Raw genomic sequence first — 13,434 nt, forward strand, 5'->3', positions numbered from 1 at the left:
GCATGGCTGAAAGCGTGCCGATGACGGGTAGTACGGAATTCAAAGTCCGTTTCTACTCGGCCGGGGCCAAGTGGCCGACCAATCCCTTCGGTTTTCGCGGCGAAGGTGTGTTCGCGATCGAGACCGACTTCGTGTTCGTGCGCGCAACCCGCCAGCGCTCGTTCCGCATGCCGCGGCGCGAGGAGCACAAGCTGCGCCGCGTCGACATCGTCAACGCCTATGCCAACGGCCAGGATGTCTGGTTCGACGTGCTCGGCGTGAAGGGCGACATGCGGATCGGCTTTGCCGTCGCCGACCGCGAGACGGCCGCGCGTATCGTCGCCCTGCTTCCGACGCGCCAGACCGAACAATTCGTGCAGGAGCACGCCGAAAACGAAGTTTTCCACGACCGGATCGACTACTGGAGCCCGTCGACGCCGGTGATCTGGGGCCTGCTGGCGGCGAACATCGGCATCTTTGCCCTGATGTGGCTGGCGCGCCAGAAGTACCAGGCGGCGCTGGAGGGACCGCTGCGCCAGCTGTTCGCGCTGCATCCGAACGTCTCGGCCATGCTGCAGGCGCAGCAGCTGGTCGAATGGGGCTCGAACGTCGGCCGCCTGACGCGCGGCGGCCAATGGTGGCGCCTCGTCAGCTCGATGTTCCTGCACGGGAGCATCTGGCACATCGGCTTCAACATGGTGGCGCTGTGGCAGGTCGGCCGCCTGACCGAGCGCATCTTCGGCAGCACGCGTTTCGTCGCGCTGTACTTCCTGGCCGGTATCTCCGGCAGCCTGGCCAGCGTGCTGTGGAACCCGCACGTCAACAGCGTCGGCGCCTCGGGCGCGATCTTCGGCATCATCGGCGGCCTGCTCGCCTTCCTCGGCCGCCCGAACAGCGGCGTGCCGCCGACGGTCGTGAGCGAATTGCGTTCTTCGCTCGTGCCCTTCCTGCTGTTCAGTTTGTGGATGGGCTTCGTGTACCCGCATACGGACAACGCGGCGCATATCGGCGGGCTCATTGGAGGATGGCTGGCCGGTCACTTGCTGGCGCGGTCGATTCACTTGCCGGAGCAGCGGCTGGCATAAAGTCCGCAAGCCGCCGCCAAAACGAAAAAGACCGGGCCAGCATAACGCGCGGGCATGCCCAGTGAACCCGTCATCGAGGCCATTGGCCTCGATGACCCCGTACGGTGCGCCACCGTCGTCATTGTTGGTCGAGACCGCTGTGTAACCCAGGGCGGGCATGCCCACGCATCGACGTCCAGAACAAAGGCCGCTCCGATGTGAATCGAAGCGGCCTTCTTGACTGAACGGCATCACGGACCAGCCCGCTCTTTGTCAATCCACCCCTATCCAGTCACGGCTTCGCAGCGCGCTTGCGGGTGGCAAATCCTGCACCCAGCATGGCGATGCCGAACAGCGCCAGCGAACCTGGCTCCGGCACTTCCGCCAGCTTCAGCTGCCCGTTTCCTCCGATGAAGAAGTACTGGCCGGGTGCGTTCGCGTAAGGCGACCCGTTGCAACCTGCGCCCGTGAAGCCGGAAAACTGGCAAGCAACTTCGTCGACCAGCAGCGCCGTCGGATTGGAGATCGTATTTGCGTTGGTGAACGCAAAGGCCAGGATGTCCTCGGTCGACAGGTCCTTGCCGTTTTCGCGGAAGAAATAGCCCGCATCCAGGCTGCCTACGTCTGCGCGGGCGAACACCGTGACCTGGCCGTTATTGGTTGGCGAGCCGCTTGCATCGACCGTACCGCCGCCGCCTGCCATCACGTCGAACTCGGCGATCAAGTTGCCCAGGTCGGCGCCATACGTACCCGTAGCGGTAGCGTACTGGCCCGGGGTTGGGTTCTGATAAATGCGGATGGTGCCGCCGGTGAAGCTAAAGCCGCCGCCCAGGGTACCCGTCCCATCTGCCAGGAAGGTCGCGGTGATGTTGCCGCCTGGGTAGTTCTGCGGGAACAGTTTGCCGTTGCTGTCGGCTTGGGAAATATTGAACACGCCATGCTCGGAGAACGAGAAGCTCGTGCCGCCGGTCGGGTTGAGCTGGATGAAGGCATTGCCGTTCACGTCCAGGTATTCGTTGATCGACTGGCCGGTGGCGAAACCGCCGCCAGTCGGATTGAATACCCAGTCGTTCAGGACAGTAGCGGCGCTGGCACTACCAGCGAAGGAAATTGCAACAGCAGTAGCACAAGCCAGTTTCTTCAGCAGTTTCATGATCGTCATCCTCACGTGGTTGATCGGCGTTGGCACAGCACTTCAGTACTAGCAATCACCGTACCAGCGTATTTACGCCGTTAAAAATCAATCACTTGGAGAATATTGTTAACTCAACAGTAGAGAAAATGTAAAGAAAATCGACGCCGCCACCAAAGAAAAAGAGCGGACCAGCCGCTCTTTTCACGCCAACGCGATCACACCCTGGTGGCACGCTTGCGAGCCACACATCCCGCACCCAGCATCGCGATGCCGAACAGCGCCAGCGAACCCGGCTCCGGAACGTCCGCCAACTTGAGCTGACCGTTGCTTCCGATGAAGAAGTACTGGCCAGGTGCGTTCGCGTACGCCGTGCCGTTGCAGCCGGCGCCGGTGAAGTTGGCGTATTCGCAAGCGACTTCGCTGACCAGGGTGGCGGTCGGATTGCCAACGGTGTTGGCGTTGGTGAAGGCAAAGGCCATGATGGCCTCGGTCGACAGGTCCTGGCCGTTTTCGCGGAAGAAGTAGCCGGCGTCCAGCATGCCGGTCTCGGCACGTGCGAGTACGGTGACCCGGCCGTTGGAGGTGGGCGAGCCGTTCGCATCGACCATGCCGCCGCCGCCCGCCACCACGCTGAACTCGGCGATCTTGTTGCCCAGGTCGGCGCCGTAGGTGCCGGTCGTCGAGCCGTACTGGCCGGCGACGGGATTCTGGTACATGCGGATGGTGCCGCCGCTGAACGTGAAGTTGCCGCTGAAGTTGCCGGTGCCGTTCGCCTCGAAGGTTGCGGTGATATTGCCGCCTGGGTAGCTCACCGGGAACAGCTTGCCGTTGCTGTCAGCCTGGGCAATGTTGAACACAGCGTGCTCGGCAAACGAGAAGCTGGTGCTGCCGGTTCGGGTGAGCTGAATGAAGGCATTGCCGTTCACGTCCAGGTACTCGTTGATTTCCTGCCCGCTCGCGTAGCCCCCTCCATTTGGATTGAACACCCAGTTGTTCATCACGGTGGCAGCGTTTGCGCCTCCCGCGACGGACATTGCAACGGCTGCAGCGCAGGCCAGTTTCTTCAGAAATTTCATGATCGTTATCCTCATCACGTGGTTGATCAGGGTTAGCACAGCATTTCATTACTAGCAACTGCCGTACCAGCGTATTGACGACCATACAAATCAAGCACTTACAGATTATCGTTAACTCAGAATTTACAAAAATGTAAAGAAAGTTGACGATTGGTTACTGCGGATTTTAGCCTTTCAGTATGTTACGTGCATAAATTCCCCGGAAGTAATCGACCGGTGCATGCGCGCGGCAGCCCGCTTCATGCCGCCCTTCAGTCATCGAAAATTTCGATTGCATATCCGTAAATATTCCGTTTTTCACATCGCTCAAGGCCACGCATAATGGCGCCATCGCATCGACGATGACGAACAACCGGGGCAGCGAACGCTGCTGGGAAGCTTCGACGCCTTCGATGGTCCGCCGCGGCGTGCGCGGCCAATGACGACAGGAGTACATCATGAACAACCCGAAACTCGAAGTCCTGACCCCGCAAAACTCGCAGCTGATCATCATCGACCACCAGCCGCAAATGGCTTTCGGCGTGCAATCGATCGACCGCCAGACCCTCAAGAACAATGTGGTGGGTCTCGCCAAGGCGGCCAGGGCCTTCGGCATCCCGACCGTCATCACCACCGTCGAGAGCGAATCCTTCTCGGGCAAGACCTACCCTGAAATCCTGGACGTATTCCCTGGCCACCCGATCCTCGAGCGCACCTCGATGAACTCCTGGGACGACCAGAAAGTGCGCGACGCCCTTGCTGCAAACGGACGCCAGAAGATCATCGTCGCCGGCCTGTGGACGGAAGTGTGCAACACCACCTTTGCGCTGTGCGCCATGCTGGAAGGCGAGTACGAAATCTACATGGTGGCCGATGCCTCGGGCGGCACCTCGAAAGACGCGCACGATTTCGCCATGCAGCGCATGGTGCAGGCGGGCGTCGTCCCGGTGACCTGGCAGCAGGTGCTGCTCGAATGGCAGCGCGACTGGGCGCACCGCAACACCTATGATGCCGTGATGAAGATCGTCACCGAGCACTCGGGCGCCTACGGCATGGGTGTCGACTACGCCTACACGATGGTCCACAAGGCCGCTGCCCGTAACCAGGGCGAGAACGAAGTGCTGGCCCCGGTGCCGGCCCCGGTCGGCTAAAAGCCCGACACAAGGTCCGCCGTGGCGACGGACCGCTTACCATCAGCAGCAGCGCGCCGGAACACGGGCGAATCAGCGAATCATTCAGGAGCACACCATGCAAGCACAGGCCACCCCGGGCGCGACGCGCATCCTCACCAACGGCAAGTTCGCCACTCTCGACCGCGCGCATCCGTACGCCAGCGCGGTGGCGATGCGCGACGGCCGCTTCCTTGCCGTCGGCGACGTCGAGCACGTGATGCGCCACCGCGATGCCGGCACCGAGGTCATCGACCTGAACGGCCGCACCGTCATTCCGGGCCTGAACGATTCGCATATCCACCTGATCCGCGGTGGGCTGAACTACAACCTCGAGCTGCGCTGGGAAGGGGTTCCCTCGCTGGCCGACGCGCTGCGCATGCTGAAGGACCAGGCCGACCGCACGCCGAATCCGCAGTGGGTGCGCGTGGTCGGCGGCTGGAGCGAATTCCAGTTCGCCGAACGGCGCATGCCGACGCTCGAGGAGATCAACGCCGCCGCCCCCGACACCCCGGTATTCATCCTGCACCTGTACGACCGCGCCCTGCTCAACCGCGCCGCCCTGCGCGCCGTCGGCTACACGAAGGACGCGCCGAACCCGCCCGGCGGCGAAATCCAGCGTGACGCCGCCGGCAACCCGACCGGCATGCTGATCGCCCGCCCCAACGCGATGATCCTGTACGCGACCCTGGCCAAGGGCCCGACCCTGCCCTACGACTTGCAAGTCAACTCGACCCGCCAGTTCATGCGCGAATTGAACCGCCTCGGCCTGACGAGCGCGATCGACGCCGGCGGCGGCTTCCAGAACTACCCGGACGATTACGCCGTCATCGAAGAACTCGACCGGAATAAACAGCTGACCATCCGCGTCGCCTACAACCTGTTCACCCAGAACAAGGGGCAGGAGCTGGAAGACTTCCAGCGCTGGACCGGCATGGTGAAACCGGGCGAAGGCAGCGATTACTACCGCCACAACGGCGCGGGCGAGATGCTGGTGTTCTCGGCGGCCGACTTCGAAGACTTCCTGGAGCCGCGGCCCGAACTGGCCGCCGGCATGGAAGACGAACTCGAAAAAGTGGTGCGCCACCTGGTGGAAAACCGCTGGCCCTTCCGCCTGCACGCGACCTACGACGAATCGATCACACGCATGCTCGACGTCTTCGAAAAGGTCAACCGCGACATCCCCTTCAATGGCTTGCACTGGATGTTCGACCATTGCGAGACCATCAGCGAGCGCAATATCGAGCGCGTGAAAGTGCTGGGCGGCGGCATCGCGATCCAGCACCGCATGGCCTTCCAGGGCGAGTATTTCGTCGACCGCTACGGCGCGCAAGCCGCGAGCGCCACGCCGCCGGTGAAGCAGATGCTGGCCTCAAGCGTGCCGGTCGGCGCCGGTACCGACGCCACCCGCGTGGCCAGCTACAACCCGTGGACCGCCCTGTACTGGCTGGTGTCGGGACGCACCGTCGGCGGCCTGCCGCTGTACGGAGACAAGGGCCTGCTGCCGCGCGATGTCGCACTCGAACTGTGGACCTCGGGCAGCGCCTGGTTCTCGAACGAGGGTGGCCGCAAGGGCAAGATCCAGGAAGGCATGCTGGCCGACCTGGCGGTGCTGTCGCAGGATTTTTTCAGTGTCGACGAGGAAGCCATCAAATCGATCGAATCGGTGCTGACGGTGGTGGGTGGGAATGTCGTGTACGGCGCCGCCGAATTTACCAGCCTGGGGCCGCCGCCGATCCCGGTCTTGCCGGAGTGGTCGCCGGTGCAGAAGGTGGCGGGTCACTGGCGCCGTGCGGCACCACAGCCTCCGCAGTTGCCTACTGCACTGCCCCATCAGTGCTCTGGTCCCTGCGGCGTGCACGCCCACAGCCACGACCGGGCTCGCAAGTCGACCGTGCCGGTGGCGAGCCACGGCGGCTTCTGGGGTGCCCTCGGCTGCAGCTGCTTCGCGTTCTGATCATGACGACGACTCAATTCCAGCGCCTGCAAGGCGTAGGCATGGGCTTCCTGGCCGGCTATGTCGACACCCTCGGCTTCATCGCCCTGTTCGGTCTTTTTACCGCCCACGTCACCGGCAACTTCGTCTTGATCGCGGCGGCGCTGGCCGACCCGGCGCAGACGCCCTCGCTCCTGAAACTGCTGGCCTTCCCGGCCTTCATTCTCGGCGTGGCCGCGGCCCGGATGCTGGTGGCGAACTGCGAGCGGCGCGGCGCGCCGGCCGTCAAACCGGTCTACCTGCTGCAGCTGGTCCTGCTGCTGGGCTTCATGGTCTGCGGGATGCTGGGCGAGCCGGTGGGCCGCCACATCGGGCCGCTGGCCTTTGCCGCGGGCCTCTCGGGCGCGGCCGCCATGGGTGCGCACAGCGCGGCCAGCAAACTGTTGCTGACGAACCTGGCGCCGACCTCGATGATGACCGGGAACGTGACCCAGCTCGTGATCGACACGGTCGACCGCCTGCGCGGCGGTGCCGACGCCGCCACCCGTGCGCGTTGTGCCAAGTTCTTCTGGCCCGTGCTGGCGTTTGCGCTGGGCTGCGCGGCTGCCGCCTTTGCCTTCCGCGCTGTCGGCTTCGTCGCGCTGGCGGTGCCGGTCGTAATCCTGTGCTGGCACCTGTGCTTGCCTGAAGCGGAGGCCGCATGAACAAGAACCGCCTGGAGGCCTTCAGCGACGGCGTCATCGCCATCCTCATCACGATCATGGTGCTGGAACTGAAAGTCCCGCACAGCCCGGACTTCAGCGCCCTGCTGCCGCTGTGGCCCGTCTTCATGAGCTATGTGCTCAGCTTCATTTACATCGGCATTTACTGGAACAATCACCATCACCTCATGCATGCCGTGAAAGAGGTGAGCGGCGGTGTGCTGTGGGCAAACCTGCATCTGCTGTTCTGGCTGTCGCTGATTCCCTTCGTCACCGCCTGGATGGGCGAGAACCATTTCCAGCCCGCGCCGACCGTTGCCTACGGCTTTGTGCTCTTCATGTGCGCAACGGCATATTCATTATTGGTGCGCAGGCTGATCGCCCATCATGACAAGAACGCGGCCCTGGCGGAAGCGATCGGCGACGACCGCAAGGGCAAGATATCGATCGTGCTGTACCTGGCCGGTATCGCGCTGGCCTGGTTCGCGGCCTGGCTGGGCTTCCTGCTCTATGTCGGCGTCGCGGTGATGTGGCTGATCCCGGATCGCCGTATCGAGCGCAAGGTGGTGGAGGAAGAACAGGAGGAAGCGTCCAGGTCGGCGGACGCATCACGCCGCTGACCTGGCTACACTTATTTTGCAGCACCCGACTGCAGGTACTTGATCCGCGCAATGGCATTGGCCTGGTTCTTGTCCACCGCGACCGCCTTTTCATAGGCCGCGATGGCCAGCGCAGGTTCGCCAAGCGCCTCGTAGGCTTCGCCCTCGCTGTCGAAGGCATTGCCATATTTCGGCTCGATGGTGGTAGCCAGCTTGAACAACTCCACGGCGCCGCGCGCGTTCTTCGCACCCAGCAGCTGGTAGCCCAGGGTGTTCAGGTTCACGGGACTGAGCTTGAACTCGGGAGACTGCGCGCTCATCCCGGTATAAATCGACTGCGCATTCCTGTAGCCGGCTTTCGAGAACGCGCGCAGGAAGTCTCCTTCGCCCAGGACCGCGGCGCTGGCGGGGTGGAACTCCATCGACATCACTTGCGGACCGATGCCGTTGCGCGCCGGCGACTGCATCAGGAAGGCCAATGCCCTGGCATCGTTCTTCAGATAGGCGTCCAGGAACTCGCGTACGTACAGCGCGACGCCGCGGTAGGCCTGCAGCACCTCGGCACGCTGGTAGTCGCCGAATGCGCCGTCCCGGGCAAAACGCAGCTGCCACGAGCTGAAGTCCGGGTGTGTCATCGGCGGCGCCGTGGTGACGTAGACGTCCGAGTATTTCATGGTGTTGAGGTAGTTCGCGCCCAGTTTGTCGTCGCGCTCCATCGCTTCGGCCGTCGGCGCGCGGGCACCCAGGAACAGCAGCGGCACGGCAGTGCGCGCCGGCCGCACATAAGTGGCGGCGCTCCAGATCTTCGGGTGGAAGCGGATCGAGCCGTCCAGGCTCACCAGCGCCCTGAAGCGGCTTGAGCGCGCCGCCGCGAACACATTGGCCATGCCGCCCCAGCTGAAACCGGCGGCCGCCATGTTGTTGATGTCGGCCTGCGGCAGCGTTTGCGCATAGTTGGCGAGGAAGGCGATATCGGCCGCCTGCGCCTCGATGCCGTCGATGTCGTCGGTCATCATGGCCGAGCGCGCACCGAGGCTGCGGCTGGCGATCACCACGTAGCCATGGCTGGCCAGGTATTCGCACAGGTCCAGGTTTTCGTGCGCGAAGGAGGCGAAGCTGGGGGCGTAGATCACCACCGGATAGCGGCCGTCCGCGGGCGCGGCATCGCGTACGGCCAGGGTCGATGCGCCATATTGCGCTTTCTGTGGCCCCGCCATCCACCCTGCCCGCTGCTTCGCCGTCTCGGCGGCGGGCAAGCTGAAGTCGACCTCGCTCAGGCTGGCCTGGCGATAGTCGGCCACCTGCATCGGCGGCGTATTGGTCTTCCTGGCCGGATACCAGACGAGGGTCTGGATCGGACGCCCGGGCGCGGCCTTGCCGGTCTTGCCGAAGGCATCGACCGGGGCTTCCAGCACGCGGCTGTAGTCGTATTGCTGCACGATGCGCAGGCCGACGGCGTGGGGGCCCGCTTCGGGAATGATGTCGGGTGAACTGGCCGCTGGAAGGGCTGCGTGGGCAGCGCCGGCGAACGCGAAGAGGACCAGAAAGGGGCGGAGGGTCATGGGGCTGTCCTGTCGTTGGTGTCGATGCCCAACAGTAAGCTCCAGACTCCGCGGCTGACCGGGCCGTGCGACGAACTGTCGAAACACGGGGATGAAGCGCGCGGTTCGACGTCGTCGCTGTACGGTCGAGGCCGTGTCTGAATGTCAGACCTGACCCCGGCCTTTTTTGTCTTACCAGGTGTAGCCGGCCTTCAGGTAGAAGTAGCGCCCATTGAACCCGTTCGGCGCCCACACGCTGTACGGCTGGGTGCCGTTCACGTTCAGGTTGGCGAGCGAAGTCACCTGCGCCGGATAGCGGTTGGTGACGTTGTCGATGCCGGCGCTCAAGCGCCACTGGCGGGCGACGCGCACGCTGGCGGCCAGGTCGAGCACCCATTGCGGATCGTAGTTCTGGTCCAGCGCCGCATCGTTCTGCGGTACCGTGAATTTGCCGTAGCGCGTGACGACGGCGCGGCCATTCCAGGCGCCGCGCGTGTAATCGCCTGACAGGCTCAGCTTGTCCTTCGGCGAACCGACGGTCAGGCGGTTGACGCTCTGGCGGTCGACCAGTAACAGCTTCTGTGCCGACAGCACGGCCGGCGTATCCGCCACGTGCTGCACTTCGTTGTCGTTGTGGTTGTACGCCAGCGTGAGGTCGGCGCGCGCGCCCTGCTGCAGGTTCAGGCGATACGTGCTGACGATGTCCACGCCTTTCGTGCGGGTGTCGACCGCATTGGTGAAATAGCGCGCGGCGCCGACGTACACGCCCTGCGCGGCCAGTGCGCTGGCCAGGGCCGGCGCATTCGCCAGTTGCAGGTTCGACGAGAAGACGATGCGGTCGTCGATGTCGATGCGGTACAGGTCGACGGTCGTGGTCCAGTTGCGGGTCGGCTGCCATTGCGCGCCGATGCTCAGGTTGCGTGCCTTTTCCGCTTGCAGCGGCTGGGCGCCGAGCGCCCTGGCGGCGGCGCTGGCGACCGGGAAGGTGCCCGTTTCGACGAGGGCGCTGGTGCCGTTGACGAGCAGCGAATTGGTCGTCGTGATCGTGTAGAACGATTGCGCCAGCGAGGGCGCGCGGAAGCCGTTCGATGCCGTTGCGCGCAGTGCGAACGTCGGCGTGAACGCATACCGTGCCGATGCCTTGGCCGAGTCGGTGCTGCCGAAATCGCTGTAATGCTCATGGCGCAGCGCGAGGGCGCCGGACAATTCCTTCGTGATGTCGCCTTCCAGGTTCAGGTACAGCGACTGGTTGTTGCGGCTGTTCTTGCCGGCGTTTTCAAGCCGGAAGCCCGAGTAGCCTTGCGCGCCGGAGCCAAAGTACGAATTCGTTTCGCCCGCGCCGATCTCATACGATTCGTGGCGCGCCTCGAGGCCGAGGGCCACCGTCAACGGACCGCTCATGAACGACACCGGAATGTCGCGCGCCACGTCCAGGTTGGCCAGGCTCTGCGTCGAGGTCAGCTCGCCGGCATAAAAACCGGTCGGGCTGGCGGCGCCCAGGCTGTAGTTGACCGTATTGTCGACATCCAGCGAAAAGCGGTTGCGGCCATGGTTCAGGCTCGCATCCCAGCGCCAGCCGGAAAGCATCCCGCGCAGGCCGGTCACCAGCGAGGCGTCGACGGATTTACTGTCGAGCAGCGGCTGGAAGCCTTCCGGATACAGGCTGGAACGCAGCGTCGTGCGGTTGTTGTCGGTGTAGGCGGTGCGGAAGGTCGCAGCCGAGGAGGTCTTGCGCTCGCCATAGCTGGCGAAGGCGTACCAGTCGATGTCGTCGTTGACCTTGACCTGGCTGTTGACGAACAGCGCGCGCGGACGGCTGTCCGGATCGCCGTAACGCTGGGTCACGGTGCCCTGGCGCGGACCGGCGGAAGCACGCGGATCGGCGAATGCACGGTTGGTGGCATTGCGGTCGGCCGCTTCGACGGCCACGCGCACCCAGCCATCCTGGCCCAGCTTGAAGCCGGCCGAGCCGCGCACGGTGGCCTGCTCGCCGTCGCCCTTGTCATACTGGCCGTAGACCACTTCCGCTTCGCCGCCCTGCGCGCCCTTCTTGAGGATGATGTTGACGACGCCGGCGATGGCATCCGAGCCGTATTGCGCAGCGGCGCCGTCGCGCAGCACTTCGATGCGGTCGATCGCCGCCAGCGGGATCGCATTCAGGTCGACCGGTGCCGAGCCGCGGCCGAGGGTGCCGTTGACGTTGACGACGGCGGACGTATGGCGGCGCTTGCCGTTGACCAGCACCAGCGTCTGGTCCGGCGACAGGCCGCGCAATTGCGCCGGGCGCACCGCGTCGCTGGCATCGGCGCCGCTCGGGCGTGGGAAGTTCATCGATGGCAGCAGGCGCGACAGCACGGTCGCCAGCTCGCCGGAGCCGGTGCTCAGCAATTCCTTGCTGCCGATAACGTCGACGGGCGACTCCGAATCGAGCGTACGGCGGGTCAGCGAGCGGGTGCCGGTGACCACGACCGTCTGCTGTTGCGCGGCGGAATCTTGTTGTTGCGTGTCCTGGGCGAGCGCGGCCGGCGGGGCCAGCGCGGCGATCAGGCCGAGGATGAGGACGGCGCGCGCCGGATTGGCGTGGGAATGTTTGCAGCTCATGGGTTTTCTCTGTGTTCTTGCTTCTTGCATGGGTTGCGGCGGCGCTTCGGCTGCCGGAGGGAAGCAAGCTTAACAGGCGCGGGATTGCGGCACCAATAACGAATACGCTTATGCTTATGCGGCGGATGGGCAGGACCTGGCATGCGTACCTGCTACTCGACGTCCTCGATGTACGGTCGAGCTCACGTCAGATGCCAGGCCTGACCCCACTCCCTTTCAGCGACCGGCAGACGGCAACATCCGTCGCAGCGTGCCGTCGCGCCGCACGAAGTGGTGAAACAATGCGGCCGCGGCATGCAGGCCGACCAGCCACAACAATACCCACATCGCGGTGGCGTGCACATCGCCGGCGGTATGCGCCCAGCTTGCTCCCGGAGGGGCGATGGCCGGCAGGGGGACGATGCCGAACAGGCTGACCGGAAGGCTGTGTGCCGAAGCGGAGGCCCAGCCGAGCACCGGGGAAACGAGCAAAATCAGATAGAACAAGCGGTGCGTGCTGCGGGCGAGGAAGCGTTCCCATGGCGCGGCATCGTGCGCTTCCAGCGGAACCGGATGCATCAGCCGGTGGACAAAACGCACTGCCATGACAAGCAGGATCAGCACGCCGAATGAAAAGTGCAGGTTGATCACGGTCGTCGGGCGCGTATCGCGTCCGATGTGCGGAAGCAGGAATGCCGTTACAAACTGCACCGCCAGCAACAGGACAATCAGCCAGTGCAGGCCTTTCGCCGCGGGAGAGTAAGCGTGTGCGCTGGTGCCGGCTTTCATTGTTCCTCCGTTTCAGATGACGATACGTTCACAATATCAGGGCAGGAATCTGCCGACTGTTCGATAGCGTCCGGAGCGGGCCCGGCCTAATACCCCAGCAGGTTATGCCGGATACGCACCAGGTGCTCCATGAGCAAGCGCCGCGCGCGCTCCTCGTCGCGGTCCTTCAGCGCATTGACCAGCGCGCGGTGTTCCAGTTCATACGCGTGTCTCCGCTCCGGCGTCAGGCTCTTCATTTTCAGCGAGCCCCAGTCGCCCTGCTCGCGCACCTTGTTCATCAAATGGAAGACCTCCTTGATGAAGGTGTTATGGGTGGCGTCGGCAATGGCCTGGTGCAGCGCCCCGTCCCAGACTTCGAATTCCTGCATCGAGCCGGCGTGCTCGGCCCGCGTGCAGCACTCTTCCATGCGCAGGAAATCGGCGCTGGTCCCGTTGCGCACCACCAGCTGCGCGATCATCGGTTCGATCACCATGCGCGCTTCCATCAATTCCGCGGGGCTGGTGTGCATGCCGGGCGCCTCGGTGTCGATGGCCTCCAGCAGCGTACCCGCTTCCTTCGACACATAGGTGCCGCTGCCCACGGTCTGCGTGATCAAACCGCGCGCCTTCGCCTCCGCGAGTACCTGGCGCACCGCCGCACGGCCGATCCCCCAGGTCTCGCTCAACTCGCGTTCGGTGGGGAGCTTTTCGCCGGCGCTCCAGTGGCCTGAGCGCATGTTCGCCAGCAAGGCCGTACGCAGCGCAAGGGCGCCATTCGGGTTTTTCATCAAGTCTGCTTTACACGTGGAATTGGTTGGATTCTAAACCAATTTTGTCTTTGACTGAGTGCGATTAATTGCTGTAAATTGGTTTTAGAGACAAACCATTTAAAACCAAAAGAAGGGTA

At 63.9% G+C, this 13,434-nt stretch carries 12 protein-coding genes; 5 read left to right on the forward strand and 7 right to left on the reverse strand.

Annotated elements, in window-relative coordinates:
* The first annotated feature begins 2 nt into the window (after positions 1 to 2).
* Positions 3 to 1,064, forward strand: coding sequence for a rhomboid family intramembrane serine protease (locus AC1MEM_RS23905; protein WP_499474574.1), 1,062 nt, complete (start codon positions 3 to 5; stop codon positions 1,062 to 1,064).
* A 271-nt stretch (positions 1,065 to 1,335) separates the two neighbouring features.
* On the opposite strand, the gene pepA (AC1MEM_RS23910) is transcribed toward AC1MEM_RS23905, so the two are convergent.
* The 3 genes from pepA (AC1MEM_RS23910) to AC1MEM_RS23920 all read right to left on the reverse strand — a co-directional run bounded on the left by pepA (AC1MEM_RS23910) (position 1,336) and on the right by AC1MEM_RS23920 (position 3,699).
* The gene (gene pepA, locus AC1MEM_RS23910; protein ID WP_499474575.1) at positions 1,336 to 2,196 is read right to left on the reverse strand and encodes a flocculation-associated PEP-CTERM protein PepA; all 861 of its coding nucleotides are present in this window, start codon (positions 2,194 to 2,196) and stop codon (positions 1,336 to 1,338) included.
* Positions 2,197 to 2,393: 197 nt separating this feature from the next.
* Complete coding sequence (gene pepA, locus AC1MEM_RS23915; RefSeq protein WP_499474576.1) at positions 2,394 to 3,254, reverse strand: flocculation-associated PEP-CTERM protein PepA; 861 nt, start codon at positions 3,252 to 3,254, stop codon at positions 2,394 to 2,396.
* A 166-nt stretch (positions 3,255 to 3,420) separates the two neighbouring features.
* Entirely contained in the window at positions 3,421 to 3,699 is a 279-nt protein-coding gene (locus tag AC1MEM_RS23920) for a hypothetical protein (RefSeq protein WP_499474577.1), read from the reverse strand.
* On the opposite strand from AC1MEM_RS23920, the gene AC1MEM_RS23925 reads away from it, so the two are divergent.
* The 4 genes from AC1MEM_RS23925 (at position 3,692) to AC1MEM_RS23940 (ending at position 7,659) form a co-directional block, all read left to right on the forward strand.
* Positions 3,692 to 4,384, forward strand: a complete 693-nt coding sequence (locus tag AC1MEM_RS23925; RefSeq protein WP_499474578.1) for a hydrolase — start codon at positions 3,692 to 3,694, stop codon at positions 4,382 to 4,384. The genes AC1MEM_RS23920 and AC1MEM_RS23925 overlap by 8 nt on opposite strands.
* Before the next feature lie 97 nt (positions 4,385 to 4,481).
* Positions 4,482 to 6,359, forward strand: coding sequence for an amidohydrolase (locus AC1MEM_RS23930; protein ID WP_499474579.1), 1,878 nt, complete (start codon positions 4,482 to 4,484; stop codon positions 6,357 to 6,359).
* Between the two features lie 2 nt (positions 6,360 to 6,361).
* The gene (locus tag AC1MEM_RS23935) at positions 6,362 to 7,042 is read left to right on the forward strand and encodes a YoaK family protein (RefSeq protein WP_499474580.1); all 681 of its coding nucleotides are present in this window, start codon (positions 6,362 to 6,364) and stop codon (positions 7,040 to 7,042) included.
* A complete protein-coding gene (locus tag AC1MEM_RS23940; RefSeq protein ID WP_499474581.1) occupies positions 7,039 to 7,659 on the forward strand; it encodes a TMEM175 family protein in 621 nt (206 codons plus the stop codon). The genes AC1MEM_RS23935 and AC1MEM_RS23940 overlap by 4 nt, the downstream gene beginning before the upstream one ends.
* A gap of 11 nt (positions 7,660 to 7,670) precedes the next feature.
* Here AC1MEM_RS23940 and AC1MEM_RS23945 read toward each other — a convergent pair whose 3' ends face one another.
* The 4 genes from AC1MEM_RS23945 to AC1MEM_RS23960 all read right to left on the reverse strand — a co-directional run bounded on the left by AC1MEM_RS23945 (position 7,671) and on the right by AC1MEM_RS23960 (position 13,315).
* Positions 7,671 to 9,200, reverse strand: coding sequence for a dienelactone hydrolase family protein (locus AC1MEM_RS23945; protein ID WP_499474582.1), 1,530 nt, complete (start codon positions 9,198 to 9,200; stop codon positions 7,671 to 7,673).
* A 171-nt stretch (positions 9,201 to 9,371) separates the two neighbouring features.
* The gene (locus AC1MEM_RS23950) at positions 9,372 to 11,780 is read right to left on the reverse strand and encodes a TonB-dependent receptor plug domain-containing protein (protein ID WP_499474583.1); all 2,409 of its coding nucleotides are present in this window, start codon (positions 11,778 to 11,780) and stop codon (positions 9,372 to 9,374) included.
* 216 nt (positions 11,781 to 11,996) lie between these two features.
* Positions 11,997 to 12,548: a cytochrome b gene (locus AC1MEM_RS23955; RefSeq protein ID WP_499474584.1), complete on the reverse strand. Its 552-nt coding sequence runs from the start codon at positions 12,546 to 12,548 to the stop codon at positions 11,997 to 11,999.
* 86 nt (positions 12,549 to 12,634) lie between these two features.
* Positions 12,635 to 13,315 (reverse strand): FadR/GntR family transcriptional regulator, encoded by a 681-nt coding sequence (locus tag AC1MEM_RS23960; protein ID WP_499474585.1) that lies wholly within the window; start codon positions 13,313 to 13,315, stop codon positions 12,635 to 12,637.
* Positions 13,316 to 13,434 lie beyond the last annotated feature (119 nt).

Source organism: Telluria sp. AIW5, from assembly GCF_056680575.1.

What these genes read in the sequence shown, in the direction of transcription:
- AC1MEM_RS23960 (WP_499474585.1), bottom strand. Translation starts at nt 13,315, where the DNA reads ATGAAAAACCCGAATGGCGCCCTTGCGCTGCGTACGGCCTTGCTGGCG.
- AC1MEM_RS23935 (WP_499474580.1), top strand. Translation starts at nt 6,362, where the DNA reads ATGACGACGACTCAATTCCAGCGCCTGCAAGGCGTAGGCATGGGCTTC.
- pepA (WP_499474576.1), bottom strand. Translation starts at nt 3,254, where the DNA reads ATGAAATTTCTGAAGAAACTGGCCTGCGCTGCAGCCGTTGCAATGTCC.
- AC1MEM_RS23930 (WP_499474579.1), top strand. Translation starts at nt 4,482, where the DNA reads ATGCAAGCACAGGCCACCCCGGGCGCGACGCGCATCCTCACCAACGGC.
- AC1MEM_RS23905 (WP_499474574.1), top strand. Translation starts at nt 3, where the DNA reads ATGGCTGAAAGCGTGCCGATGACGGGTAGTACGGAATTCAAAGTCCGT.
- AC1MEM_RS23955 (WP_499474584.1), bottom strand. Translation starts at nt 12,548, where the DNA reads ATGAAAGCCGGCACCAGCGCACACGCTTACTCTCCCGCGGCGAAAGGC.
- AC1MEM_RS23945 (WP_499474582.1), bottom strand. Translation starts at nt 9,200, where the DNA reads ATGACCCTCCGCCCCTTTCTGGTCCTCTTCGCGTTCGCCGGCGCTGCC.
- AC1MEM_RS23925 (WP_499474578.1), top strand. Translation starts at nt 3,692, where the DNA reads ATGAACAACCCGAAACTCGAAGTCCTGACCCCGCAAAACTCGCAGCTG.
- pepA (WP_499474575.1), bottom strand. Translation starts at nt 2,196, where the DNA reads ATGAAACTGCTGAAGAAACTGGCTTGTGCTACTGCTGTTGCAATTTCC.
- AC1MEM_RS23950 (WP_499474583.1), bottom strand. Translation starts at nt 11,780, where the DNA reads ATGAGCTGCAAACATTCCCACGCCAATCCGGCGCGCGCCGTCCTCATC.
- AC1MEM_RS23940 (WP_499474581.1), top strand. Translation starts at nt 7,039, where the DNA reads ATGAACAAGAACCGCCTGGAGGCCTTCAGCGACGGCGTCATCGCCATC.